Origin of the sequence: Propioniciclava sp. (assembly GCF_047602245.1) — a bacterium.
In the GTDB taxonomy this organism is placed as follows: domain Bacteria; phylum Actinomycetota; class Actinomycetes; order Propionibacteriales; family Propionibacteriaceae; genus Propioniciclava.
The window spans coordinates 74,435-97,514 of the sequence record NZ_JASGHT010000001.1; the positions used below are offsets into that span (position 1 = coordinate 74,435).

Below are 23,080 nucleotides of genomic sequence, written 5' to 3' on the forward strand. Positions count from 1 at the left end.
GGCTCTAGCCGGAATTCGCGTCAGCAACCGTCTTTATTCCGACCATTTCCTAGTCCGTACCAGAGGGTCTGCGCGATGGGAGAGGCCGGCCACCGTTGCGAACAGCGTTGAACGACGGATCGCGTCTTGGTCCCACGCCTGGCTCCGCAGGTCCGGTAAGGCCCGACGGGCGGCCGGATCACGTCAGCGCCTTCGGCGACGCGAAGTGCACGGTGTAGGAATACCATGCAGACATGGCCGAGCGGATCATGTATGTGCAGCTCAAGACCGGCTACAACACTGACCGCGGACCGGCGTGGATCGCGCGTGTCGAGTTCAGCCGGTCGTGGCGGAGCCTGACCTTCCACGGACGACGCCTGCAACGTCCAACCGGCACCGCGTACGCCAACTTTGACTCGAATTTCGTCGATGTCGACACAGGGGAGGAGTACTGGGTCTCGGGTCCCAAGCGGGATCGTACGGATGGACGCTACTCATCACAGCAACCGGTCGTTGACGATGATGCGCGTGAGGCGTACGAGGCGTTCCTCGCCGGCGCACCGCTTCCCGGCCGAGAGCACGGCTGAACAGACGCGCCGGCTTGCACCAACTCCGCTTCGGCCGAGGTGGGTACGGGAAGGAAGGGATGAGCGTGACCTCGGGATGGATCGAGAGCATGTGGACTTATCCGGTGAAGGGCTTGAGCCCTCAATGGCTCGACCGCGTCACCCTCCGTGCCGGGCGAGGATTTCCCAACGACCGGAAGTGGGCGCTGGCCCGCCGCGATGGTGCCTATCGTGAAGAGATCGTCCGGCCGCTGCGGAAGACCGAGTTCCATGTTCTCGTCCGCGATGCGCAACTTGCGGGCGTCCGGACCTTTCTCGATGACGACGATCGACTCACCCTGTGGGTGCAGGAGCACGTCGTGCTCGACGGCGTCGACCTGTGCGATCCGGCCGGACGCGAGGCGGTGTCGGTCTTCTTCGGACGACTGCTCGATCTGCCTCGCTCGTCGTTCCCGGTCATTGCTCGGCAGAAGGGACGCCGGTTCACCGATATTGCGCCCAGTTCGGACGAGAAGATGAACGCGATCTCCCTCATCAATCTGGCCTCCGTCCGTGACCTCGCCGAGCGTGCGGGCGTGGAGGCGATCAACCCGTTGAGGTTTCGCGCGAACCTCTACATCGACGGACTTCCTCCGCACAGCGAACTCGACATGATCGGCCACACGATTTGCATCGGCGATGCCCGGCTTGAGGTGATCGCTCGAACCGGCCGATGCGCCGCGACCACCGTCAACCCGATCGATGCGCAGCGGGATCTCCCTATTCCGCGCCTACTCGTCGAGCACTACGGACACGCCAACATGGGGTGCTACGCCGTCGTGCGCCACGGGGGAGCGGTCCAGAGCCGGCAGCCGTTGAGGATCCATGACGTCACCGACGTCCCCGCGTGAAGTCTCCGTGCGCGTGCGTCCGCGCTGAGGACATCGTGGGGCACAGGTGACGGCTCACCGGCGTCGGCCAGCGCCAGGAGACTCCGTCATGACGCAGGCGTGAAGAGTCGATCCAGGTGCTGGTCGATGGCTGCGAGAGCGGCGTCCGGTTCTATGACGTTGAGGTCGAGTAGTGGGGCGAGGCCGGTCAACGCGAGGACGAGGTTGGTTTCGATGACCGGGTCGCAGTCGGGACGGATCTGGCCGTCGTTCATCGCCTGCCGGATGAGGCGCTCGACCAGGGCGCGCCCGTCGCGGAGTCCGAGGCCAACCTGTTCTCTCAGCGATGAGTCGTGCATGGCTTCGAGGACGTAAGCCGCGTTCATCCGGCTGGTGGCACGAGAGTCGGGCCGCAGCGGCAGCAGTTCGGTGAGGGTGAGGCGCAGCACGTCGCGAGGATGCGGGGGGTCACCGAGTGAGATCAGACCTTGTGCGACTCGGTGGGAGGTTTGCTCCGAGGCGAACTCCATGGCGAAGGCCAGCATCTCGGCTCGTGACGAGAAGTAGTGCTGGAGCTGTCCCAGCGAGACTCCCGCCTCACGGGCGACTTCGCGCATGGTCGCTTTCGCCCAGCCCTGCTGGTCAACGACCCGCCACAGCGCGTGAGCGATCGACGTGCGCCGCTCATGGTGATCCACCTGCTTCGGCATCTGGACTCCTCAGGTTCCAATACATACGACATAATACAGGTGACCTATAAAACTGGTGAGGGGAGTGACGATGGCTGAACACGAGTTGCCCCTCAGGTTCTACGACCCCGCCGCCGTCGTGTTCGACACCGACACGGCGATCGCCCTGCTCGCCGACATGCAGATACGCAAAGCCATCGAACGCGGCGAGTTCGACAACTTGCCGGGAGCCGGCAAGCCGCTCAACCTGCCTCATCGCCATGACCCTGATTGGTGGATTAGGAGCATCGTGAAGCGCGAGGGCCTCGCGATGCTGCCGCCGTCGGTCCAACTCCGCATGGAGGACGCCGCGCTGGACGAGCAACTCGACCAACTCTGGGACGAGGCCGCGGTGCGCCGCGAGGTCGAGAAGTTCAACGAGCGGGTGACCTGGGCCCGCTACCAACTCCCGGCCGGCCCGCCCCTGATCACCATGCCGCGTGACATCGAGGCCACCGTGGCCGCGTGGGTCGACCGCAGAGCGGCCCGAGCCGAGGAAGCTCGTCAGAAGGCCGCCGAAGAAGCTCGCGCCCGCGAGGAAGCAAGGATGAATGAGCGCAGCCGTCGAGGATTCTTCCGCAAGCGCGTCCGCCGGCAGCCGCCCCACAGCGCCGAGATGTGACTCGCGCGGCTAGTCTGGAGGTCAGCCAACCGATACACGCGGGCGATCTCGTGCCGCTCGTCATCATGCTTTTTGGCTGAGCGTATCGAGCCGGGCCTCGATCTCATCGTGCAGTTTCGCGCGGTCGCACCCGGCTCGTCACCTTCGACGACGTCCCTGGCAAAGACACGAGAGGTCTACGCTTCTTGCCGGTGGCCGCACGTCGCGGGACACGCCTACCAAGACCATGTGGGGGAGAGTCGATGACCATGCCTTCAATGCCGCGGGATGCGCGCCGGCTCGGCGTCCGCCACCGCGGCGGAGCCAACCGGGCGGGCGTCTCGCCTGCGGTGGTGCTGTCGCGGGTCATCGTCGACGGCGTTCCACAGGAGCTGTCGTCCGAAAGCTCGTTCGCGGATGCTCTCGCGTCCGCGCGTGACGGTGCGGACGGCATGACGCTCACTGTCGTGCCCCGTCCGACGCCCGGCCTGATCGCCGAACTCGCCTCGGCGTGGCGCCTGCACCCGCTGCTCGTCGAGGATCTGCTGCACGCCGGCCAGCGTCCCAAAGTCGAGCGCTATGGCGAGGTGCTGTTCATCGTCGTCCGCTCGGCGCGCTACCTCGACGCGAGCGAGGAGGTCGAGTTCAGCGAGTTCCATCTGCTGGTGCGGTCCGACGCGCTGGTCATCATCTGCCAGGACGGACGCCTCGCCGACGGCACCGTGATCACACCGGGTATGGAGGACGGAACCGCTCCGCTGGGTGATGGTGCGCCGTTGCTCGCCAACCCGGAGTTGCTCCGGCTCGGTCCTGAGGCGATGGTCTACCAACTGCTCGACACGATCGTCGACGGCTACTACCCGGTGCTGGACGGCCTGCAGACCGACAAGGAACAGATCGAACGCCAGGTATTCAGCGGGGACGCCGCGGCCGCCGAGCGCATCTACCGGTTGAGCGAAGAGGTCATCGACCTGCTGCACGCGACGACCGCGCTCGCCAAGGTGCTGCGACGACTCCAACTCGGCGCCGACAAGTACGAAATGCCCGGCGAACTGTTGGCTTACCTCCAAGACGTCGCCGACCATTTGAGCCACGTGACCAGCGAAGCCGGCGAACTGCGGGACGCCCTGTCGCAGATCCTCAACGTCAATGCGACCCTCGTCGCCCAACGGCAGAACGAGGACATGAAGAAGATCTCAGGCTGGGCGGCCATCCTCTTCGCGCCGACCCTGATCGCCGCCGTGTACGGGATGAACTTCGACGTCATGCCCGAACTCCATTGGACCGCCGGCTATCCGCTCGCGATCGGAGCCATGATCGCCTTCGCGGTCACGCTGTACGTGATCTTCAAGTGGAAGAAATGGATGTGACTGCAGTCCGGCATCACACGGTAACCAACCCAATCACATCCGGGCGGCGAGTTCGGTGGCCTGACGGATCGCGCGTTTCGCGTCCAGTTCCGCCGCGACGTCGGCGCCGCCGATTACATGGACGGGGACGCCCGTCCGGGTGAGATCACCGACCAGGTCGCGCACCGATTCCTGCCCGGCGCAGATCACCACCGTGTCGACGGGGAGTGTCCGCTCGACTCGCGCCAGGCCCTTCGCTGCGGGGTGCTTCCGCCGTTTAGCCTTGTCAGGACCAGGAAGAGTGACGTGCAGGCCGCGATCGTCGATGGTGCGGTACTCGACGCCGCCGAGCATGGTCACCCCGGCGTCGCGCAGGGTGGTGCGATGCACCCAACCGGTCGTCTTGCCCAGCGACGCGCCCAGGCGTCCGGGGGTGCGTTGCAGCAGGTAGACGGTGCGGCGGGCAGGGGCGGCCAGTTTGGTGGTGATCCCACCGCGATGGACGGCCGGGTCGGCCACACCCCAACGTTCCCGCCAGTGGTCGAGGGTCTCGTCGGGGTCGTGCAGCAGGAACTCGGCGACGTCGAAGCCGATGCCGCCGGCTCCGATCACCGCGACGCGCGGGCCGGCGTCCGCCTCGCCCGCCAGCAACTGCTGGTAGGTGACCACGCTGGGGTGATCGATCCCGGGAATGCCGGGGATGCGCGGCCGGACGCCGGTGGCCACGACGACCTCGTCGAAGCCGCGCAGGTCCTCCACGCCGGCGCGCCGGTGACGATGCACCCGGACGCCGCGCAGCTGGAGCATGTGCGTGTAGTAGTCCAGCGCGGTCCGGAACTCCTCCTTGCCGGGGATCCTTGCGGCCAGCCGGAATTGGCCGCCGACGGCGTCCGATGCCTCGAATAGGTCGACGCGATGCCCGCGGCCGGCCAACTCAACCGATGCCGCCAGTCCGGCCGGGCCGGCTCCGACCACGGCGATGCGGCGGGGTGCAGGCGTGGGCGGCATCAGCAGTTCGGTCTCGAAGCCGGAGCGCGGATTCAGCAGGCACGAGACGCGCTGGCTGGTGAAGGTGTGGTCGAGGCAGGCTTGGTTGCAGGCGATGCAGGTGATGATCTCCCGTTCGCGCCCGGTGGTGGCCTTGGTGACCAACTCGGCATCGGCGAGCAGCGGGCGTGCCATCGAGACCAGATCGGCATCGCCGCGGGCGAGAATCTGCTCGGCGGTCTCCGGACGGTTGATCCGGTTCGACGCGATCACCGGCACCGTCACCTGGCGGCGCAGGCGTCCGGCGAGACCGGCGAAGGCGGCCCGCGGCACCGAGGTGACGATGGTCGGCACCCGGGCCTCATGCCAGCCGATGCCGCTGCTGAACAGCGACACGCCGGCATCCTGCAGCTCGTGCGCGAGGGCGAGGGTCTCGTCCCAGGACTGGCCCTCATCGACCAGGTCGATCAGGCTGATCCGGTACTGGATCAGGAAGTCGTCGCCGGCCTGATCCCGGATCCGCCGCACGATCTCGCGGGCGAACCTGCGGCGTCTCTCGGCGCTGCCACCCCAGCGGTCGTCGCGGTCGTTGGTGCGCGGGGCGAGAAACTGGTTGATCAGGTAGCCCTCCGAGCCCATCACCTCGACGCCGTCATAGCCCGCGCGCCGGGCCAGGGACGCCGCCCGCGCGAAGGCGTCCACAGTGTCGCTCACCGCTCGATCGCTCATCCGCAACGGACGAAACGGCGTGATCGGTGACTTCACCGCCGACGGCGCCTGGCTGAACGGGTGATAGGCGTAGCGGCCGGCATGAAGGAGCTGCAACAGGATCGCCGCACCATGCTCGTGCGCGGCGTCCGTCAGCACCGTGTGGGCGTCCGCGAGCCGGGTGGACGCCATCGTGCTCGAGAACGGGGAGAGCCAGCCGCGCCAGGTGGGCGCATAGCCGCCGGTGACGATCATCCCGACGCCGCCGCGGGCGCGCTCGGCGAAGAATGCGGCCAGCTTGGGCAGGTCGGCGCGCCGGTCCTCCAATTTGGTGTGCATCGAGCCCATCACCACCCGGTTGCGCAGGCGCAGATGACCCACCTGGAGCGGGCTGAGCAGGTGCGGGTACGCATTGCTCGCGTGCTGGGCGCCCATCGACACGTCCTCGGCTCGATCCGGTACGACCCGCTGATCCGGTGCCGGACCCACGGGTCGTTTGGCTGCATCGTACGCGCGGACGGCGTCCGCTCGATAAGTTAGGTCTACCTAAGTCATGACGCTGCACCACCGCCGTCCCCGTCGAAAGGACCCATCGTGACGTTCGTGAACATCACCGCCCTGACCTACCCCGCCGGCGCCGAGGAGGAGATCGAGCGCCGGTTCGCCGCCCGCCGCAAGGCCGTGGACGCCGCGCCGGGATTCCTCGAGTTCGAGTTGCTGCGCCCCGCCTTCGGCCAGGACCGCTACTTCGTGGTGACCCGGTGGAACTCGCGCGAAGAATACGACGTCTGGTCCGCGGCGCGTCCGTCCGGCAATCATGCCGAGGACGAGCGCCGCGGCATGTCGGTCGAGGTGCTCGGTTTCGAGGTCGTCCAGCACGACGAGTGAGCCGCGTCGCAGGAATCAGCTGATGTCAGCGGGTGCGTATCGTTGAAACAGCGCGCGCTATATCGTGGACAAGGACAGCGACCATCAGGGGGTGGACATCATGAATCGTTCCATCCATCCGTTTGAGGCGTTCGGCCCGCGGGACGAGACCCGCCGCACGCTGCGCTCGATCCCGGTGCGGGGCTGACGTGGCATCGAATCCCTCCGCCGCGCCGGACCCGCCCGAGCCCTCCGGCCCCGTGCCGTCGAGCGAGGTGGTGCAGACCGGGGAGGGGCGCCGACGTTACCGCCGCATTCTGCGCTTCGCGGGCCGGCATCTGCTGGTGACCTGGTGGTATGAGTTGTTCCTGCCGCGCTTGGGGCTGGGCTGGATCGCCGAGCGGACCCGGTCGCGGCGGATGCTGCGCATCGCCCGGCAGTTCCGGGTGCTCGCGGTCGGGATGGGCGGGCTGATGATCAAGGTCGGCCAGTTCATGTTGTCGCGGCTGGACGTGCTGCCGCCGGACATCACCGCCGAACTGGAGGATCTGCAGGACGAGGTGCCACCGGTCGCCTTCCCGGCGATCCGCGCGCTCGCCGAACGAGAACTCGGCGTGCCGCTGGAGGGCGTGTTCGCCTCCTTCGACGAGACGCCGCTCGCGGCGGCGTCCCTGGGCCAAGCACATCGCGCCCGGCTGTTGCCCGCCGACGCCGAGCAGGCCGGCTTCGAGGGCGTCGTCGTCAAGGTGCAACGCCCGGGCATCGACACGATCGTCGAGGTCGACCTGGCCGCGCTGCGCCGGATCGCCGGATGGCTGAGCAGGATCCGGTCGGTGGCCAACCGGGTGGACGTGCCACGCCTGATCGAGGAGTTCGCCCGCACCAGCCGGGAGGAGGTCGACTACCTGCACGAGGCGGCGAGCGCGACCCGGTTCAAGGCGAACTTCGCCGATGACGACCGGGTCGGCGCGCCTGCGGTCATCGCGGCACGAACGACCTCGCGCGTGCTCACCCTCGAAGACGTGAGCGCGATCAAGATCACCGATACGGACGCCTTGCGCGCGGCCGGCATCGACCCATCCGAGGTGGCGCCCGTGTTCGGGGCGCTGATGTTCGATCAGCTGTTCCTGCACCGGTTCTTCCACGCCGATCCGCACCCAGGGAACCTTTTCGTCACCCCTATCGGCGACGCGGGTGACGGTCCCGCGTGGCGGTTGACCTTCATCGATTTCGGGATGATGGCCGAGGTGCCGGACTCGCTGCGCGCGGGCCTGCGCAAGGTGCTGATCGCGCTCGCCTCCCGGGATGGCAACGGCCTGGTCGAGGCGATGGGCGATGTCGGCGTCCTGCTGCCCTCGGCCGACACGGCCGAACTGGAGCGGGCGATGACGCAGCTGTTCGCGCGCTTCGGCGGGATGGGCTTCGGCGAACTGCGCCAGGTCGATCCGCGCGAGTTCCGCGACTTCGCGCGGCAGTTCGGTGACGTGATCAGGTCGCTGCCGTTCCAGCTGCCGGAGGATTTCCTGCTGATCGTGCGGGCGGCCTCGCTCACCTCGGGCGTGTGCAGCGCGCTCGACCCGGACTTCAACGTGTGGGATTCCGTGGAGCCCTACGCCGACCAGCTGCTGCGGGACGAGGGCGCCCCTGTCGCCGAGCACCTCGTGAAGGAGGCGCTCCAGATCGCCGGCCTGGCATGGCGGCTGCCCAAGCGGGTGGACGCGCTGCTCACCCGGGCCGACCGGGGAGACCTCGCCGTCTCGACACCGCACCTGGACTTCCGGCTGGCCCGGCTGGAGCGCACCGGACGGCGGCTCGTCGCCGCAATCGTGTTCACCGGAACGCTCATCGCCGGCGCCTTGGTGCGCCCGGACGACACCGGGGTGGGGACGGCGCTGATGCTCGCCTCGATCATTCCGCTGGTGATCGCGATGGCCCCCGGCGCCCACGGACGCTAGCCGGGCCGACCGCACCGGCTCCATCGTGAGGCCGAGGGCTACCTGGAGCAGCCGGCGATCGCGGAGTCGCTGGCCTGGTCCGCGTGAGTGTGGCGAGTGTCCGGTTCAGCCGGGCTGGGTCATGCTGGCGATCGGGATCACCATCGGCATGCCGAACACCGGGTCGAGCAGCACCTTCGCGGTCAGCCCGAAGACGTCGCCGAGCAGGTCTTCGGTGAGGACGTCGGACGGCCGCCCTGCGGCAGCCAGGACGCCGTCCTTCAACACCACGAGATGGTCGGCGTAGCGCGCGGCCTGGTTCAGGTCGTGCAGGACGAGCACCATGGTGCGTCCCTCGTCGCGGTTCAGCTGCCGGCACAGCTCGAGCACGTCGAGCTGGTGGGCGATGTCGAGGTAGGTGGTGGGCTCGTCGAGCAGCATCACCGGCGTGTCCTGGGCGAGCAGCATCGCGATCCACACCCGTTGCCGCTGGCCGCCGGAGAGTTCTTCGACGGCACGCTCGGCCAGGTCGGTGACGCCGGTGGCCCGCATCGCGCGCCGCACGGCGTCCTCATCGTCGGCCGACCACTGCTGCAGCATCCGCTGGTGCGGGAACCGGCCGCGTCCGACCAGTTCGGCGACGGTGATCCCGAACGGCGCCACCGACGACTGCGGCAGCAGGCCGAGCTTGCGGGCCAGGTCTTTCGGGGCGAGCTTGCGGACGTCCTCACCGTGCAGCAGCACCTGCCCGGCGCGCGGTGCGAGCAGGCGCGACAAGGCCCGCAGCAGGGTGGATTTGCCGCAGGCATTCGGCCCGATGATCGCCGTGATGCGGCCGTGCGGGATCTCGACGGTGAGATCCTCGGCGACCTGGCGGGCCTCGTAGGAGAGCGTCACCGACTGGGCGTGCAGCGCGGGCGTGGTCGTCATGTCATACCTGCTTCGAACGGGTCAGGAGCCAGATGAGGTAGATGCCGCCGATGATGCCGGTCATCCGACCGATCGGCAGCGTGGCGGTGAAGGGAAGGACCTGCGAGAGCAGGTCGGCGGCGACGAGCAGGCAGGCCCCCATCGCGGCGGCGCTGACCACGGGCACCGCCCGCGACCGGGTCATCCGCATTACCAGCTGGGGTGCGGCGAGCGCCACGAAGGCGATCGGGCCTGCCGCCCCGACGGCGAGTCCGGCGAGCAGCACGGCGAGAATCATCATCCATACCCGGGTGCGTTCGACGCGGACGCCCAGCTGCTGGGCCAGGTCATCGCCCATCTCCATCAGCGAGGCACGGCGGGCAAGCAGCGCCACCGCAGGAATGAGGGCGAGCGTGCCCACCATCACCGGCACCGCATGCGCCCAGTTGCGCGCCGATAGCGACCCGGCCAGCCACAGGTTGGCGGCGATCGCGTTGTCGAGGTTGCCCAGCACGAGCATCAGGCCGTTCAGTGCGCCCAGCACGGCCCCGACGCCGATGCCGACCAGGATCAGCCGGTACCCACCGGTCACCCCGCCCTTGACCGACAGCAGATAGACCAGCGCGGCGGTGCCGAGCCCGCCGGCGACGGCGCCGATCGCGATCTGGAGGGCGCCTGCCTGGAACAGCACGATCTGGGCGATGGCGCCGGTCGCGGCGCCGGTGGTGAACCCGATCACATCCGGGGAGCCCAACGCGTTGCGCGACACCGACTGGAACACCGCGCCGGACACGCCCAGCGCGGCGCCGCAGAAGATCGCGGTGACCACGCGCGGGAAGCGGATGCCCCACACCACCTGGGTGTGCCGGGGCTCCGCAGCGGCGCCGGCCAGGGTGGCCCATACCTCGCCGAAGGACAGCCGCACCGTGCCGACCTGCATCGATACGACGCCGAGCAGCAGCACCAGCGCCAGCAGCGCGGCGGTGACGATGAGGAGCCGGGGCGAGATCACCAGCGACAGGCGTCCGCGCCGCCAGACGACGCCTCGGGGGTGCGGGGTCAGGGAGAAGGAACTCATAGCTGCGCGATCCTGCGGTTGCGGACGAGGTAGACGAAGAACGGGCCGCCCAACAGCGCCACCATGATCCCGACGCTAACCTCACCCTTGTCGGGGATGATCCGGCCCAGCGTGTCGGCGACCACGATGATGAGCGCGGCCAGCAATCCGGAGTAGGGGAGCACCCACCGATGGTCGACGCCGGCGATGAGCCGGGCCAGGTGCGGGGCGGCCAGGCCCAGGAACGCGATCGGGCCGGCCGCGGCGGTGGCCGATCCGGCCAGGATGATCACCACCACGCCGGCGAGCGCCCAGACCCGGTTCGGGTTGCCGCCGAGCGAGCGGCTGAGATCCTCGCCGAGCATGGCCGAGTCGAGCGGGCGCGCGAGCGCGAAGGCGAGCACCAGACCGACCGTGGCCAGCGCGCCGACCGGCACCAGCACCTCGTAGCCGCGTCCGGCCACCGAACCCACCATCCAGTGCCGGTAGCGGTCGAAGACCTCCTCCAGCCCGTTGAGGATGATCAGCTGGGTCAACGCGCCCAGCACGACGCTCATCGCGGCGCCGGCCAGCACGAGCCGTACGGGGTTAGTGCCGCGACGGACGCCGCCCAGCAGGTACACCCCCGCCCCGGCCAAGGCGGCCCCGGCCAGGCCGAGCCACATGTAGTCGACCGGGTCGGTGAGGGAGCCGAAGGCGATCCCGCAGGCGATCATCACCGCGGCCCCGGCGTTGACGCCGAGGATGCCGGGCTCGGCCAGCGGGTTGCGGGTCAGCGCCTGCATCACCGCGCCGGCCACGCCGAGGCACAGGCCGACCAGCACCGAGACGAGCGCGCGCGGAATCCGCTGGTGCACGACCAGCAGATGTTCGGAACTGGCCGGGTCGAAGGCGACGATCGCCTGCCAGGTGGTCGCGATCGGGATGTCGCGGGTGCCGAAACAGGCGCTGAGGAACACGGCGGCCGTCAAGACGGCGAGCAGGACGACGATGCCGGCGCGTCGCCGGAGGAATCGTGCGGGAGCGGACGTCATGGAGCGCAGCAGGGGGCGACGCCGCCCCGAGGACCGGCGTCGCCCCGGATGCGTCACTTGCCGAAGAGCTCGACCACGTGATCGACGATCTCGATCGCGCTGAACTTGTCGACACGGAACGAGTTGCGGCCCAGCCCGTACACCTGGCCGGCCTTGACCGACGGCACATTGGCCATGGCCGGGTCCTCGGCGAACGCCTTGGCGCCCTCGTCGTCGCGGGCCAGGATGAAGCTGGTCTCGGCGGTCAGTTCGGTGAGGTTCTCGTACGTCGCGAACACGAAGTCGGAGCGCTGCTCGGGCGAGGTGTGCCAGGCCACCGGCGGATCTTCCAGGGTGAAGCCCAGCGAGGTGAGCACGTCGCCGTGGACGGAGCCGACGCGCGCGATGTTGTTGTTCTCGCCGGGGCCGTTGAAGCTGAAGATATTCGCCTTGCCCGCAGGCACCTTGATCTTGGCCGCGGCGTCCTTGACGTACTTGTCGTAGTCGGCGACGGCGGCCGCAGCTTCGGCCTCACGGCCGGTGGCGGTGCCGAACTGCTGGGCGAGTTCCTGCCAGGTGACCACGCCGTAGTCGATCACGATCGTCGGGGCAACCGCGGACAGCTCCGCGACGTTGTCGATCAGCGAGTCAGCGCCACCGCGGGCGACGACGATCAGGTCGGGATTCTGGGCGATGACCGCCTCGATGTCGACCTTGCCGACCGGGAAGATGTTCGCGACACTCTTCTGCTCGGCGGTCGCGGCCCACTGACCGAAGAACTTGCCGTTGGCGGCGGACCCGGACGCCACCACCGGCGCATCGATCGAGAGCAGGGTGCCCGTCGCGGTCACCGTCGTCGAGACGATCCGCTCCGGCTTCTTCGGAATCGTGGTGACGCTGCCGTCGGTGTTGGTGAAGCTCCGCGGCCAGCTGGCGGCGGCCGGTGCGGACGCGGTCGGGCTGGTCGAGGGCGCGCCGGCGGTCGAGCAGCCGACCAGCGCCACCAAGGTGGCGAGGATCAGTGCCAGTCCGGCGGCCCGGCGGGGACGCCTGGTGGGAACGAGCGACATCAGCTTCCTTTCGGTGAGGTCGAGCCTCGTCGATGCGTGAAGAAGGACGAACATGAGGCTAACCTAAATTGGGGATGGCGGAGGACGGGAACGGGGCAGGGATGAGAAAACTCGGACTGATCGGCGGCACCGGGCCGGAGTCGACCATCGCGTACTACCGTGCCGTGATCAACGGCGTCCAGGAGCAGGCGGGCGCCGAGGTGCTGCCCCCGCTGGCGATCGAATCGCTGAGCGTGTTCACCGTGCTCGGCCTGTGCGCCCGCGAGGACTACGACGCCTTGACCGACTACCTGGCGACGGCCGTCCGCAACCTGGCCGCGGCGGGCGCCGAGGTGGCCAGCCTGACGGCGCTCACCCCGCACATCGTCTTCGACCGGCTCCAGGACTCCTCACCGATCCCGCTGGTCAGCGCGATCGACGCCACCCGGGACGCCGCCCGCGAGCAGGGCGCCACCCGGCTCGCGCTGCTCGGCACCAAGCCGACGATGACCCAGGGGTTCTTCGCGCGTCCCCTGGCCCAGGCCGGTTTCGAGGTCTTGATTCCGGCTCCGGACGAGGTGGAGTTCGTCCAGGACCGGATCGTCCGCGAGCTCGAGTACGGCATCGTCACCGACGCGACCCTGGCCGGGTTCATCGCCGTCATCGAACGCCTGCGCGACGAGGAGGGTGCGCAGCAGGTGATCCTGGGCTGCACCGAACTCCCGTTGCTGCTCAACGACGCCGTCTCGCCCATTCCCTGCCTGGATCCGGTCCAGGCCCACACCCGCGCGCTGGTCGCGGCGGTGCTGGCCGGCTGACGCGCAGTTGGAGTCGCCGTGGGGCTGGCCCGGATACGCTCGGGTGATGACCGTCGAACACCCCCAGCCCGGCGAGCCACGCCGCCCTCATGGTCCGCGCGATCCCGGCGACGCCTGGGTGGTGGCGCCCGACGGCACCCAGTACTGGGGACGGTTCGGCGCAGCCGGGCTGCTCGCCCTCGATCCGCAGCGCGGTGTGCTGCTGCAGCACCGGGTGTTGTGGAGCCACTTCGGTGGCACCTGGGCGCTGCCCGGTGGCGCCCGGCATCAGGGGGAGACGGCCCCGGACGCGGCCCTGCGCGAGTCGCACGAGGAGGCCGGAGTGCCGGCGGCTGCGATCACGCCCCGGCTGATCAGCGTGTTCGATCTCGGCTACTGGTCGTATGCGACGCTCGTCGGCGACGTGACCGCGCCGTTCGAGCCGGCCATCGGCGACCCGGAAAGCGTCGAACTGGCCTGGACCCCGGTCGATCAGGTCGAAAGCAGGCCGCTGCATCCCGGTTTCGCGGCGTCCTGGGCGCGGCTCCGCGGCCTGCTCGGCGTCCGGCCGGTGGTCGTGGTGGACGCCGCCAACGTCGTCGGTTCGGTGCCCGACGGCTGGTGGAAGGATCGTGCGGGCGCGGCGCAACGGCTGATCGGCCGGCTCGGCGTCCTCGCCTGCGCGGGCGTTCCCGCGGCCGCGCTCGACCTGCCCGAGCACACCTGGTTCCCCGAGTGGGTGGTGGTCGTCGAGGGGCGGGCGCGCGGCGTGGCCGATGCCGGCGGGGTGACCGTGGTGCGCGCCTCCGGATCGGGCGATGACGCGATCGCCGAGCAGGCCGCGCGCCTCACGGCCTCCGGTCACGCCGTGACCGTGGTCACCAGCGACCGGGGCCTCGCCGCACGCGTGACCGACGCCGGCGCGAACGTCCGCGGAACGAGGTGGTTGCTGGACCAGCTCGACTGATCGGCCGGGCTTTGTCCAGCACGTGGTGACATCGGTGGTCACTCCGTTTTCTGGGGCGAGTATTTGTTACGGTGAGCCTCCCCCCAAAAAACTGAAGGACACCCCCCATGAGCCTTTATCTGGGCCGAAAGGTCTATTTCGTGCTGCCCGCAGCACTCCTTGTCGTTCTCGGCTTCCTCGGCATCGCCGTTCCTGCCCAGGCAGCGACTCCCACCCTGACGCGCGCGGCCTTGACCGCAACCGTCACCGGCAACTCGGTGACCGTGAGCACCACTGTCACCGCCGCGGCTCAAGTCTGGGCCAGCGAAGTCGGCATCTGTGTGCGCAACCCCGTCAACGGCGTCGATTTCCCTCGCTCCGGTGCGACGCTGAGCACCACCGGCACGCCGCTGACGGCGACCGCCACGCTACCGAACGGGACTTTCACCTACTGGGTGTGCGCCGAGATCAACGGCGAATGGACCGGCATCGGCGAGCGCCAAACCGTCACCGTCGGCAGCACGACGCCGCCGGGCGGCAGCCCCACGCTCAGCCGATCCGCCTTGACCGCGACCGTGTCGGGCAACGCGGTCACCGCCAGCACCACGGTCACGGCGTCCGCACCGGTGTGGGCCAGCGAAGTCGGCATCTGCGTGCGTAACCCGGTCAACCGCGTCGACTTTCCCCGCTCCGGCACGACGCTGAGCACCACCGGCACGCCGCTGACGGCGACCGCGACGCTACCCAACGGTACCTTCACCTACTGGGTGTGCGCCGAGATCAACGGCGAATGGACCGGCATCGGCGACCGCCAAACCGTCACGGTCGGTGCCACCAGCACTCCGCCTGCCGCGACCACACCGCCGGCCAGCACCCCGACGCCGAAGCCCGCGCCTGAGGCCGGCCAGGCGCCCAGCGGCGAGGCGATGCCGGTGGGTGACCTGCCGAACTGGAAGCAGGTCTTCGCCGACGACTTCACCACCCCGCTCGCACGCGGCGCGTTCCCCGGTGCGTACGCCTCGAAGTGGACCGCCTACCACGGCTTCAAGGACAGCCACAACAACGCCCTCTACGACAAGTCCGCCATCTCGGTCTCCGGCGGAATGATGGACCTTTACCTGCACACCGAAAACGGCCAGCCGATCGGTGCCGCACCGGTGCCCATCGTGACCAAGGCGTGGGACGGCCAGACCTACGGGCGCTACAGCATCCGTTTCAAGTCCGATTCGCTGCCCGGGTACAAGGCTGCCTGGCTGTGGTGGCCCGAGAGCGACAACTGGAATCACGGCGAGATCGACTTTCCCGAAGGTCACCTCGACGGGATCATGTGGGGATTCAACCATTGCGTCAACGACCCGGCACGCAACTGCTTCTACCTCGACACCAAAACCACGTTCAACGACTGGCACACTGCCACCCTTGAATGGTCGCCCGGGCGGATCAACTACATTCTGGACGGCAAAGTGATCGGCACCACCACCTCCAGCATCCCCAGCAATCCGCTGCGCTGGATTCTGCAGACCGAATCCGCCAGCGCGACGCGTCCGCCGGCGCATGTCGCCGGCAGCGTGAAGATCGACTGGGTCACCATCTACACCTGGAAGGGCTGACACGCGCTCAAAGCCACACACCGGCAGGAGGTGAGCTAGCCTTGGCTCCGGTGATGGATCCCGCCAGGACGCCTCGGCGTCCGAACCGCTGCCCGGCTGATGGTTCCTGTTCCGCGTGAGCGGGCAGGATCATGCTGCCCGCAGAAGGGATCGAGCGATGTCAGATCACCCTCCGCAGCCGGCCACCGACCGGATCACCCCGTTCGCCGGCCACCCGCTGGTCGTGGGCGTGGAGGAACGCGTCCCGGAGGTGCTGGTGCGCACCGCCGTCTCCCTCGCTCAGGCGACCGGGGCCGCGAAGCTCTACTTCGCCTACGCCGACCCGGCCCGTAGCGTCATCGAGGAACTGTCCGACGGCACCGTGCTGCACGCGTCGCTCTCACCGGACGCCCTCGATGACACCTGGATCGCACGCGCGGCGGATCTGACCGGACGCCTCGGCGAGTCGCTGAGCGAGGCCGGCGTGGCCTGGGAGTTCCGCTACCTGGCCGGCCGTCCGGACCGAGCCCTCACCCACCTGGCGCGCGCGGTGGACGCCGCGGCGATCGTGGTCGGCGGGCGCGCCCCCGGCGCCGGTGCCCGCCTGATCGAGGCGGTCACCGGCTCGGTCGCGGTGCACCTGGCCCACCACCAGCACCGGCCGGTGCTGACCGTGCCGATCAGCGTCATCGACTGGCACGACACCCCGAGCGCGTGGGACCAGTGATCGCGTGGGATCGCTGACCGAGGCGCGGACGCCGAGCCTGCCCGCCCTGGCCGCACTGGTGGCGGCCGGCGCCGCGCTGGGCACGCTGCTGCGGGCCGGCCTGGGGCAGGCGTTCCCGCACGGGCCGGGGGAGTGGCCGTGGGCGACGTTCGCCATCAACCTGGTGGGCAGCTTCGTCCTGGCCGCCCTGCTCGAGACGCTGGCGCACTCCGGCCCGGATGCGGGGCGGCGCCGCGGCGTCCGCCTCGGTGCGGGGACCGGCGTGATCGGCGGCTTCACCACCTACAGCACCTATGTCGTCGAGATCGACCGGCTGGTCCAGTCCGGGCACGGCATGCTCGGCGCGGCCTACGCGCTGCTCAGCGTCGCGGCCGGGCTGGCCGCCGCGGGTGCCGGGCTCGGGCTGGCGGCGTCCGCAGCCCGGCGCCGGCGCGCGAGAAGTGAGGCGACGCGATGATCCTGTTTCTCACCGCCCTGGCCGGCGGCGTCGGCGGCGCGCTGCGCTTTCTGGTCGACACCACCGTGAGCCGGATCAACCAGACCCGGCTGCCGCTGGGCACCATCGTCGTGAACGCGACCGCCTGCCTGGCGCTGGGGATGCTCACCGGCTACGGCCTCGGTCACCTCGGCGCCGACCACCTGATCACCGTGCTCGGCATCGGGCTGCTCGGCGGATACTCGACCTTCTCGACCGCCTCCGTCGAGGGCGCACGGCTGATCCGCGAAGGACGCTGGAGCGCCGCCCTCGTGCACAGCGGCGGCATGCTCGCGCTGAGTCTGGCGGCGTCCGTACTCGGCCTGGCGCTCGGCGGGACTCTCCGCTGAAGCGCGACCGTGGCGTCCGGCACCCTCAAGGCGAGTTTTTTGCATGACCGTGATGGATTCCCTCTAGGCGCGCTGCGAAGGGCTCGGTTACCCTGAGCGGCGCAGCCACTCTCAATGGCGACCGATCGGCTGAGCCACGTCATCACCTGAACGTGATCGGAGCCCCCTGCCAGGAAGGAACATTCATGGCGTTGTCACACCAGCTTCTGCGCCGGAAACCGATCACCCCGCCCAGTGCTGGCGGCGGGGGAGACCTACACCGGCATATCGGCACGTTCCAACTCGCCATGTTCGGCGTGGGGGCTACGGTCGGCACCGGTGTGTTCTTCGTGATGCACGAGGCCGTTCCGCTGGCCGGCCCCGCGGTCGTGCTGTCGTTCATCCTCGCGGGCTTGGCGGCCGGGCTCTCGGCCTTCTGCTACGCCGAGATGGCCTCGGCGGTCCCGGTATCGGGCTCGACCTACTCCTACGCCTACGCGACCTTGGGTGAGATCGTGGCGATGGGTGTAGCCGCCTGTCTCCTCCTCGAGTACGGCGTGTCCACGGCTGCGGTCTCGGTCGGCTGGAGCAACTACCTGGATCGCTTGCTGGGCGATGTCTTCGGCTGGCACATCCCGCATGCGCTCAGCGTGGCACCCGCCGAAGGTGGCATCGTCAACCTGCCCGCGGTGATCCTGGTCAGCATGTGCGCGATGCTCCTCGTGCGCGGCACCAGCGAATCCGCGGCCGTCAACGCGACCATGGTGGTGATCAAGATCGGCGTGCTGATCATGTTCGGCGCGATCGCCTTCACCGCCTTCAACGCCGGCAACTTCGCCGATTTCGCCCCGCACGGCATGACCGGTATCACAGCCGCGGCCGGCACGATCTTCTTCACCTTCATCGGCTTGGACGCCGTTTCGACAGCCGGCGACGAGGTGAAGGACCCGCAGCGGACGCTGCCGCGGGCCATCATGATCGCCCTGGTCATCGTCATCGCCGTCTACCTGTTCATCGCCGTCTCCGCGCTGGGAACCCAGCCCTGGCACGCCTTCGAGGAGCCGGAGCAGCAGAAGGCGGGCCTGGCGGTCATCCTGGCCCACGTGACCGGCCAGACCTGGCCGGCGATCATCCTCGCCTCCGGTGCGGTGATCTCGATCTTCTCGGTCACCCTGGTGACCATGTACGGCCAGACCCGCATTCTGTTCGCGATCGGGCGCGACGGCCTGCTGCCGAGCGCCTTCGCGCGGGTCAACCCCCGCACCCAGACCCCGGTCTTCAACACGATCGTGGTCGCTATCGCGATCGCGATCCTCGCCGGGTTCGTGCCACTGTCGAGCCTGTGGGATCTGGTCTCGATCGGCACCCTGGTGGCCTTCATCGTCGTCGCCATCGGCGTCATCGTGCTGCGCCGGTCTCGCCCGGACCTGCCCCGCGGGTTCAAGGTGCCCGGCTACCCGGTCACGCCCATCCTGTCGATCGCGACGTGCGTCTATATCCTGTCCGGCCTGCACTGGACCACCTATGCCTGGTTCCTGGCCTGGCTCTCGGTGGTGCTCGCCTACTACCTGGTATGGGCGCGACGCCACAGTAAGCTGAATGCACCTGAGGCGCTCGCCCAGGACGCGGAGGCGGGAGAACAGTGACCATCATCGTCGGCGTGGGCCCACGCCATCAGTCGTCGGGAGCACTCGAGCTCGCCGCGGCCCTGTCGAAGGCGCGCGACGAAAGCCTGCTCGTGGTCACCGTCGTCCCGCCGAGGTGGAGCCTTCCGTCCATGGCCAGGGTGGACGCCGAATTCGCCGCCTGGGCCGCTCAACAGGCCGAACTGCGGCTCACTGACGCCGCCACCGTCCTGAACCAGCTCGGTGCCACCGAGGTGTCCTACCAACGGGTCGACCATCGTTCCCAGGCCGGCGCCCTCCTGGCTCTGGCTCAGGACACCTCCGCCTCGCTGATCGTGGTCGGCTCCTCCGAAGACGGACGCCGCGGGCACATCGAGTTCGGCTCGACCAGCGACGGCCTGGTGCATTCGGCAGAACTGCCCGTCGGGGTGGCGCCTCGTGGCTACGCAGGCCCCGGCGCCCGCTTCACTCGGGTCACCTGCGCGGTGACGGGGGATCCCTCCGAGGAGGCGACGATCAAGGCCGCGGCCGAGATGGCCGCTCATATGAAGGCGTCCTTCCGCCTGGTCACCTTCGCGGTGCGGCTCGACACGATGTATCCGCCCGAGGTCGGTCTCAACGCCGAGGACGAGGTCGTCGCGGCGGCCCGCGATCAGGCGCGACAGGCCTTCGAAGAGATGCAGGCCTCCGGCATCCTGCCCGCGGACGCCGAGGCCACTGTCGGTGTCGGGCGTGGCTGGCGCGCCTCGATCGAATCGGTGCCCTGGCAGGAGTCGGAGTTGCTCGTGCTCGGCTCGAAGCCGCGCGGGGCGCTGTCGCGGGTATTCCTGGGATCGGCGGCCACGAAGATCGTCCGCCACTCTCCGGTGCCGGTGATCCTGCTGCCTGCCTGAGCCGAAAGCGGGGCGTCCGGACCTCTGGACGCCCCGCTTTTGCGTGCTCAGATGTGGCGCGCGCTCGGGTCGCGCGCCGGCTCAGGCCAGCGCGGCCCTCACCTTGGCGGCGATGACACCACCCTCGGCGCGGCCGGCCGCGGCCGCGTTCACGGCCTTGATCACCGCACCCATCTGGCGCATGGTCGGCTTCTCACCGGACGCGGCCTGCGCCGCCGCGACGGCGTCCGCCACCAGAGCGTCCAGTTCGGTCTCGGTGAGCGCGGCGGGCAGGTAGGCGCCGAGCAGTTCGGCTTCGGCGAGTTCCTTGGCCGCAAGTTCGGGGCGTCCGCCGTCGGTGTAGGCCTGCGCCGAGTCCTTGCGGGTGCGCACCTCGCGCTGCAGCACCGCGATCTCGTCGGCCTCGGTCAGCTCGCGCGCGACCTTGCCGGCCACCTTCTCGTTCTTCAGCGCGGCGATCGCCATGCGCAGGGTGGTGGTCCGTTCGCCGTCGCGGGCCTTCAGGGCCGTGACCATGTCGCCGTGCAGCTTCTCTTCGAGGGTCATCGATGCGTCCTTTCCTAGCCCCGACAGTCTCCCACAGCGCGGCCCTCACCCGGATGCGCCGGTGACAGCCCCTACCTCGGGGCGGCGTCCGCTCAACTTGTTGTCAGGAGGCGCCGGTCACGGCTCCTGCCGCGGGGCCGGCGTCCGCTCGGCTCGGTGTCAGGACGCGGCGGGCGGGGTCTCGGGATCGGACGCAGCCGCCGGATCGGCGGGGCGCTCCACGACGACGGTCACCTTGGTGATCACCGCCGCGACCGCCCCGACCCCGAGCAGCAGAGGAGCCACCATCGCCGTCACCGCACCGACCGTCAGCCCGGCGGTCAGCGGGATCTCGATCAGGGTCTTGCCGCGGCGCCTCAGCGTGATCCGGCGCACATTGCCCTCGTGGATCAACTCCATGATCTTGCCGACCACATTGCCGAGCGTCACCTCGAACTCTTCGGTCGTGCGGTTGTGCTTGTCGGTCATCTCGTTCACTCCGTTCGCGTGCGGTCCGGGTGGTGCTGATGTTCCCTATTGTGGCTGCCCCGGCAAGCCACCGCAGCCGTCGCCGCGATCTGTATGGCACCACTGACGGTCTTGTCGTACCTGGCCGCTACGGTGAGGTCATGGGAGCTCGCCTGTTCACCGCCGTCGTGCCACCGGCGTCCGTCATGGAAGACCTGGACGCCTTCCTCGAACCGCGCCGCCGGGCCGAGACCAGGCTGCGCTGGACGCGTCCCGAAGGCTGGCATCTGACCACCGCGTTCATGGCCGATGTCGCCGACCGGCATCTCGACCGGCTCAGCGAGGGGCTGCAGGCAGCGGCGCTCCGGACGCCCGCGTTCACCCTCACGCTGGCTGGCGGGGGAGCGTTCCCGTGGCCGCTGGAGACCAAGAATCTGTGGCTGGGCGTCACCGAGGGTGCAGACGCCCTCACCCGCCTCGCCGAGCGCTGCCGCAACGCGGCCTCGCACGCGGGAATCCAGGTGGATGGAGCACGCTTCGTTCCGCACCTGACGCTGGCGCGCGCGGGGCGTCCGCTCGACTCGACCCGCCTGCTGCGGGTGCTCGACACCTACCAGGCCCCGCCGTTCGAGGTCACCGAGCTGGCGCTGATCGCTTCGCACCTGCGCGACCGGGCTCATCGCTACGAGATCCTGGAAACGTTCGGTCTCAGCACGGGCGGGTGAGACGCGCAGCGGGATGCCGACGGGCGCCGCGGGGATGCGGCTAGGGTGACGGAGCAGAGTGCAGGCGAAGGAGCAGAACCATGAGCGATTACCGCTTCGAGACGCTGGCGGTGCACGCCGGGCAAGAGAAGGCCGACCCCGCGACCAATGCGCGCGCCGTGCCGATCTACCAGACCACCAGCTACGTCTTCGACGACACCCAGCATGCTGCCGACCTGTTCGCGCTCCGCAAGCCGGGCAACATCTACACGCGCATCATGAACCCGACCCAGAACGTGCTCGAGGAGCGGGTCACCGCGCTCGAGGGCGGCATCGCGTCGCTGGCCACGGCGTCCGGGGCCGCGGCGATCACCTACGCGGTGCTCACCCTGGCCGGAACCGGCGACAACATCGTGGCCAGCTCCAAGCTGTACGGCGGCACCTACGCCCTGTTCGCGCACACCCTGCCCCAGTTCGGCGTCGAGACCCGCTTCGTCGATCCGGACGACCCGGCCGCGCTGGCCTCGGTGGTCGACGAGCGCACCAAGCTGGTCTTCGCCGAGAGCCTCGGCAACCCGGCGCTCAACGTGCTCGACATCGACGCCTGGGCGGACGCCGCACACGCGCTCGGCCTGCCGCTGATCGTCGACAACACCGCCGCCACCCCGTACCTGTGCCGGGTGTTCGATCACGGCGCCGACATCGCGGTGCACGCGGCCACCAAGTACTTCGCCGGCAACGGCACCTCGATGGGCGGCGTCATCGTCGACTCGGGCCGGTTCGATTGGGCCGCGCACGCCGAGCGCTTCCCGAACCTGACTTCGCCCGATGGCGCCTACCACGGCGTGATCTGGACTGAGGCCGCCGGGGCCGCCGCCTTCATCATCCGGGCCCGCACCGTGATGCTGCGCAACACCGGTGCGGCGATCGCGCCGTTCAACTCCTTCTTGATCCTGCTCGGCCTGGAGACGCTGCACCTGCGCATGGAGCGGCACAGCACCAACGCGCTCGCCGTCGCCCGCTACCTTGAGGCCGACCCCAGGGTCGCCTGGGTGCGCTACCCGGGGCTGGAGTCCGATCCCTACCACGACGCCGCCACCCGGGTGCTGGACGGGCGCGGCTACGGCGGCCTGATCAGCTTCGGGGTGAAGACCGGCCGCGAGGGCGGGGCGCGCTTCATCGAATCGCTGCAGCTGTTCAGCCACCTGGCCAACATCGGCGACGCCAAGAGCCTCGCGATCCACAACGCGACCACCACGCACAGCCAGCTCACCGAATCCGAACTGGCGGACGCCGGCGTGGCGCCCGAGGGCGTCCGGCTCTCGATCGGCATCGAGAACGCCGACGACCTGATCGCCGACCTCGACAAGGCGCTGTCTGCGTGAG

The 23,080-nt window shown here is 69.2% G+C and carries 25 protein-coding genes and 1 riboswitch; of the genes, 17 read left to right on the forward strand and 8 right to left on the reverse strand.

Annotated features, from left to right (window positions below; genetic code table 11):
- Positions 1-233: 233 nt before the first annotated feature.
- Both QM708_RS00345 and QM708_RS00350 read left to right on the forward strand, forming a co-directional pair.
- The gene (locus QM708_RS00345; protein ID WP_415103274.1) at positions 234-566 is read left to right on the forward strand and encodes a hypothetical protein; all 333 of its coding nucleotides are present in this window, start codon (positions 234-236) and stop codon (positions 564-566) included.
- A 59-nt stretch (positions 567-625) separates the two neighbouring features.
- On the forward strand, positions 626-1,435 hold the full coding sequence (locus QM708_RS00350) for an MOSC domain-containing protein (protein ID WP_415103276.1): 810 nt from the start codon (positions 626-628) through the stop codon (positions 1,433-1,435).
- 86 nt (positions 1,436-1,521) lie between these two features.
- Here QM708_RS00350 and QM708_RS00355 read toward each other — a convergent pair whose 3' ends face one another.
- Entirely contained in the window at positions 1,522-2,124 is a 603-nt protein-coding gene (locus tag QM708_RS00355; protein WP_415103278.1) for a TetR/AcrR family transcriptional regulator, read from the reverse strand.
- A gap of 70 nt (positions 2,125-2,194) precedes the next feature.
- Here QM708_RS00355 and QM708_RS00360 point away from each other — a divergent pair, with 70 nt between their 5' ends.
- Both QM708_RS00360 and QM708_RS00365 read left to right on the forward strand, forming a co-directional pair.
- On the forward strand, positions 2,195-2,764 hold the full coding sequence (locus QM708_RS00360) for a DUF1992 domain-containing protein (RefSeq protein ID WP_415103280.1): 570 nt from the start codon (positions 2,195-2,197) through the stop codon (positions 2,762-2,764).
- A 242-nt stretch (positions 2,765-3,006) separates the two neighbouring features.
- Positions 3,007-4,113: a magnesium and cobalt transport protein CorA gene (locus QM708_RS00365; protein WP_415103282.1), complete on the forward strand. Its 1,107-nt coding sequence runs from the start codon at positions 3,007-3,009 to the stop codon at positions 4,111-4,113.
- Positions 4,114-4,146: 33 nt separating this feature from the next.
- Here the strand turns inward: QM708_RS00365 and QM708_RS00370 are convergent, their stop codons facing one another.
- Complete coding sequence (locus QM708_RS00370; protein WP_415103284.1) at positions 4,147-6,222, reverse strand: FAD-dependent oxidoreductase; 2,076 nt, start codon at positions 6,220-6,222, stop codon at positions 4,147-4,149.
- Positions 6,223-6,381: 159 nt separating this feature from the next.
- On the opposite strand from QM708_RS00370, the gene QM708_RS00375 reads away from it, so the two are divergent.
- The 3 genes from QM708_RS00375 to QM708_RS00385 all read left to right on the forward strand — a co-directional run bounded on the left by QM708_RS00375 (position 6,382) and on the right by QM708_RS00385 (position 8,609).
- Positions 6,382-6,675 carry an antibiotic biosynthesis monooxygenase family protein gene (locus QM708_RS00375; protein ID WP_415103286.1) on the forward strand — a complete coding sequence of 98 codons (294 nt, stop codon included), beginning with the start codon at positions 6,382-6,384 and terminating at the stop codon, positions 6,673-6,675.
- 64 nt (positions 6,676-6,739) lie between these two features.
- Complete coding sequence (locus QM708_RS00380; protein ID WP_415103288.1) at positions 6,740-6,862, forward strand: hypothetical protein; 123 nt, start codon at positions 6,740-6,742, stop codon at positions 6,860-6,862.
- Position 6,863: 1 nt separating this feature from the next.
- Positions 6,864-8,609 carry an ABC1 kinase family protein gene (locus QM708_RS00385; protein WP_415103290.1) on the forward strand — a complete coding sequence of 582 codons (1,746 nt, stop codon included), beginning with the start codon at positions 6,864-6,866 and terminating at the stop codon, positions 8,607-8,609.
- A 105-nt stretch (positions 8,610-8,714) separates the two neighbouring features.
- Here the strand turns inward: QM708_RS00385 and QM708_RS00390 are convergent, their stop codons facing one another.
- From QM708_RS00390 to fepB, 4 genes are read right to left on the reverse strand one after another with little or no spacing between them, the layout of a single operon-like run.
- On the reverse strand, positions 8,715-9,518 hold the full coding sequence (locus QM708_RS00390) for an ABC transporter ATP-binding protein (RefSeq protein WP_415103292.1): 804 nt from the start codon (positions 9,516-9,518) through the stop codon (positions 8,715-8,717).
- 1 nt (position 9,519) lies between these two features.
- Complete coding sequence (locus tag QM708_RS00395; RefSeq protein ID WP_415103294.1) at positions 9,520-10,575, reverse strand: FecCD family ABC transporter permease; 1,056 nt, start codon at positions 10,573-10,575, stop codon at positions 9,520-9,522.
- Positions 10,572-11,588: a FecCD family ABC transporter permease gene (locus tag QM708_RS00400; protein ID WP_415103296.1), complete on the reverse strand. Its 1,017-nt coding sequence runs from the start codon at positions 11,586-11,588 to the stop codon at positions 10,572-10,574. Before QM708_RS00400 ends, QM708_RS00395 begins: the two co-directional genes overlap by 4 nt.
- Before the next feature lie 53 nt (positions 11,589-11,641).
- Complete coding sequence (gene fepB, locus QM708_RS00405) at positions 11,642-12,637, reverse strand: Fe2+-enterobactin ABC transporter substrate-binding protein (protein ID WP_415103298.1); 996 nt, start codon at positions 12,635-12,637, stop codon at positions 11,642-11,644.
- A 101-nt stretch (positions 12,638-12,738) separates the two neighbouring features.
- On the opposite strand from fepB, the gene QM708_RS00410 reads away from it, so the two are divergent.
- The 8 genes from QM708_RS00410 (at position 12,739) to QM708_RS00445 (ending at position 19,997) form a co-directional block, all read left to right on the forward strand.
- Positions 12,739-13,434, forward strand: coding sequence for an aspartate/glutamate racemase family protein (locus tag QM708_RS00410; protein WP_415103300.1), 696 nt, complete (start codon positions 12,739-12,741; stop codon positions 13,432-13,434).
- A 46-nt stretch (positions 13,435-13,480) separates the two neighbouring features.
- Positions 13,481-14,380: an NUDIX domain-containing protein gene (locus QM708_RS00415; protein ID WP_415103302.1), complete on the forward strand. Its 900-nt coding sequence runs from the start codon at positions 13,481-13,483 to the stop codon at positions 14,378-14,380.
- Positions 14,381-14,487: 107 nt separating this feature from the next.
- Positions 14,488-15,969 (forward strand): family 16 glycosylhydrolase, encoded by a 1,482-nt coding sequence (locus tag QM708_RS00420; protein ID WP_415103304.1) that lies wholly within the window; start codon positions 14,488-14,490, stop codon positions 15,967-15,969.
- 40 nt (positions 15,970-16,009) lie between these two features.
- A riboswitch (Fluoride riboswitch) is annotated at positions 16,010-16,085 on the forward strand.
- Positions 16,086-16,126: 41 nt separating this feature from the next.
- Complete coding sequence (locus tag QM708_RS00425; RefSeq protein WP_415103306.1) at positions 16,127-16,675, forward strand: universal stress protein; 549 nt, start codon at positions 16,127-16,129, stop codon at positions 16,673-16,675.
- A 4-nt stretch (positions 16,676-16,679) separates the two neighbouring features.
- The gene (locus QM708_RS00430) at positions 16,680-17,132 is read left to right on the forward strand and encodes a FluC/FEX family fluoride channel (RefSeq protein WP_415103308.1); all 453 of its coding nucleotides are present in this window, start codon (positions 16,680-16,682) and stop codon (positions 17,130-17,132) included.
- Positions 17,129-17,500: a fluoride efflux transporter FluC gene (locus QM708_RS00435; protein WP_415103310.1), complete on the forward strand. Its 372-nt coding sequence runs from the start codon at positions 17,129-17,131 to the stop codon at positions 17,498-17,500. The genes QM708_RS00430 and QM708_RS00435 overlap by 4 nt, the downstream gene beginning before the upstream one ends.
- 185 nt (positions 17,501-17,685) lie before the next feature.
- Complete coding sequence (locus tag QM708_RS00440) at positions 17,686-19,125, forward strand: APC family permease (RefSeq protein WP_415103312.1); 1,440 nt, start codon at positions 17,686-17,688, stop codon at positions 19,123-19,125.
- Entirely contained in the window at positions 19,122-19,997 is an 876-nt protein-coding gene (locus tag QM708_RS00445) for a universal stress protein (RefSeq protein ID WP_415103314.1), read from the forward strand. The genes QM708_RS00440 and QM708_RS00445 overlap by 4 nt, the downstream gene beginning before the upstream one ends.
- 81 nt (positions 19,998-20,078) lie before the next feature.
- On the opposite strand, the gene QM708_RS00450 is transcribed toward QM708_RS00445, so the two are convergent.
- Positions 20,079-20,543 (reverse strand): GatB/YqeY domain-containing protein, encoded by a 465-nt coding sequence (locus QM708_RS00450; protein WP_415103316.1) that lies wholly within the window; start codon positions 20,541-20,543, stop codon positions 20,079-20,081.
- Positions 20,544-20,702: 159 nt separating this feature from the next.
- Positions 20,703-21,011, reverse strand: coding sequence for a DUF4342 domain-containing protein (locus tag QM708_RS00455; RefSeq protein WP_415103318.1), 309 nt, complete (start codon positions 21,009-21,011; stop codon positions 20,703-20,705).
- Between the two features lie 140 nt (positions 21,012-21,151).
- Between QM708_RS00455 and thpR the strand changes: the two genes are divergently transcribed.
- Both thpR and QM708_RS00465 read left to right on the forward strand, forming a co-directional pair.
- Positions 21,152-21,715: an RNA 2',3'-cyclic phosphodiesterase gene (thpR, locus tag QM708_RS00460; RefSeq protein WP_415103320.1), complete on the forward strand. Its 564-nt coding sequence runs from the start codon at positions 21,152-21,154 to the stop codon at positions 21,713-21,715.
- 80 nt (positions 21,716-21,795) lie between these two features.
- Positions 21,796-23,079 (forward strand): O-acetylhomoserine aminocarboxypropyltransferase/cysteine synthase family protein, encoded by a 1,284-nt coding sequence (locus QM708_RS00465; protein ID WP_415103322.1) that lies wholly within the window; start codon positions 21,796-21,798, stop codon positions 23,077-23,079.
- The last annotated feature ends 1 nt before the right edge of the window (position 23,080 follow it).

Bases quoted from the DNA above. Each gene is read 5' to 3' on its own strand.
- QM708_RS00395 (WP_415103294.1), bottom strand. From the start codon at position 10,575: ATGAGTTCCTTCTCCCTGACCCCGCACCCCCGAGGCGTCGTCTGGCGG.
- QM708_RS00450 (WP_415103316.1), bottom strand. From the start codon at position 20,543: ATGACCCTCGAAGAGAAGCTGCACGGCGACATGGTCACGGCCCTGAAG.
- QM708_RS00440 (WP_415103312.1), top strand. From the start codon at position 17,686: ATGGCGTTGTCACACCAGCTTCTGCGCCGGAAACCGATCACCCCGCCC.
- QM708_RS00455 (WP_415103318.1), bottom strand. From the start codon at position 21,011: ATGACCGACAAGCACAACCGCACGACCGAAGAGTTCGAGGTGACGCTC.
- thpR (WP_415103320.1), top strand. From the start codon at position 21,152: ATGGGAGCTCGCCTGTTCACCGCCGTCGTGCCACCGGCGTCCGTCATG.
- QM708_RS00410 (WP_415103300.1), top strand. From the start codon at position 12,739: ATGAGAAAACTCGGACTGATCGGCGGCACCGGGCCGGAGTCGACCATC.
- QM708_RS00415 (WP_415103302.1), top strand. From the start codon at position 13,481: ATGACCGTCGAACACCCCCAGCCCGGCGAGCCACGCCGCCCTCATGGT.
- QM708_RS00365 (WP_415103282.1), top strand. From the start codon at position 3,007: ATGACCATGCCTTCAATGCCGCGGGATGCGCGCCGGCTCGGCGTCCGC.
- fepB (WP_415103298.1), bottom strand. From the start codon at position 12,637: ATGTCGCTCGTTCCCACCAGGCGTCCCCGCCGGGCCGCCGGACTGGCA.
- QM708_RS00420 (WP_415103304.1), top strand. From the start codon at position 14,488: ATGAGCCTTTATCTGGGCCGAAAGGTCTATTTCGTGCTGCCCGCAGCA.
- QM708_RS00355 (WP_415103278.1), bottom strand. From the start codon at position 2,124: ATGCCGAAGCAGGTGGATCACCATGAGCGGCGCACGTCGATCGCTCAC.
- QM708_RS00400 (WP_415103296.1), bottom strand. From the start codon at position 11,588: ATGACGTCCGCTCCCGCACGATTCCTCCGGCGACGCGCCGGCATCGTC.
- QM708_RS00435 (WP_415103310.1), top strand. From the start codon at position 17,129: ATGATCCTGTTTCTCACCGCCCTGGCCGGCGGCGTCGGCGGCGCGCTG.
- QM708_RS00425 (WP_415103306.1), top strand. From the start codon at position 16,127: ATGTCAGATCACCCTCCGCAGCCGGCCACCGACCGGATCACCCCGTTC.
- QM708_RS00350 (WP_415103276.1), top strand. From the start codon at position 626: ATGAGCGTGACCTCGGGATGGATCGAGAGCATGTGGACTTATCCGGTG.
- QM708_RS00345 (WP_415103274.1), top strand. From the start codon at position 234: ATGGCCGAGCGGATCATGTATGTGCAGCTCAAGACCGGCTACAACACT.
- QM708_RS00370 (WP_415103284.1), bottom strand. From the start codon at position 6,222: ATGGGCGCCCAGCACGCGAGCAATGCGTACCCGCACCTGCTCAGCCCG.
- QM708_RS00465 (WP_415103322.1), top strand. From the start codon at position 21,796: ATGAGCGATTACCGCTTCGAGACGCTGGCGGTGCACGCCGGGCAAGAG.
- QM708_RS00390 (WP_415103292.1), bottom strand. From the start codon at position 9,518: ATGACGACCACGCCCGCGCTGCACGCCCAGTCGGTGACGCTCTCCTAC.
- QM708_RS00360 (WP_415103280.1), top strand. From the start codon at position 2,195: ATGGCTGAACACGAGTTGCCCCTCAGGTTCTACGACCCCGCCGCCGTC.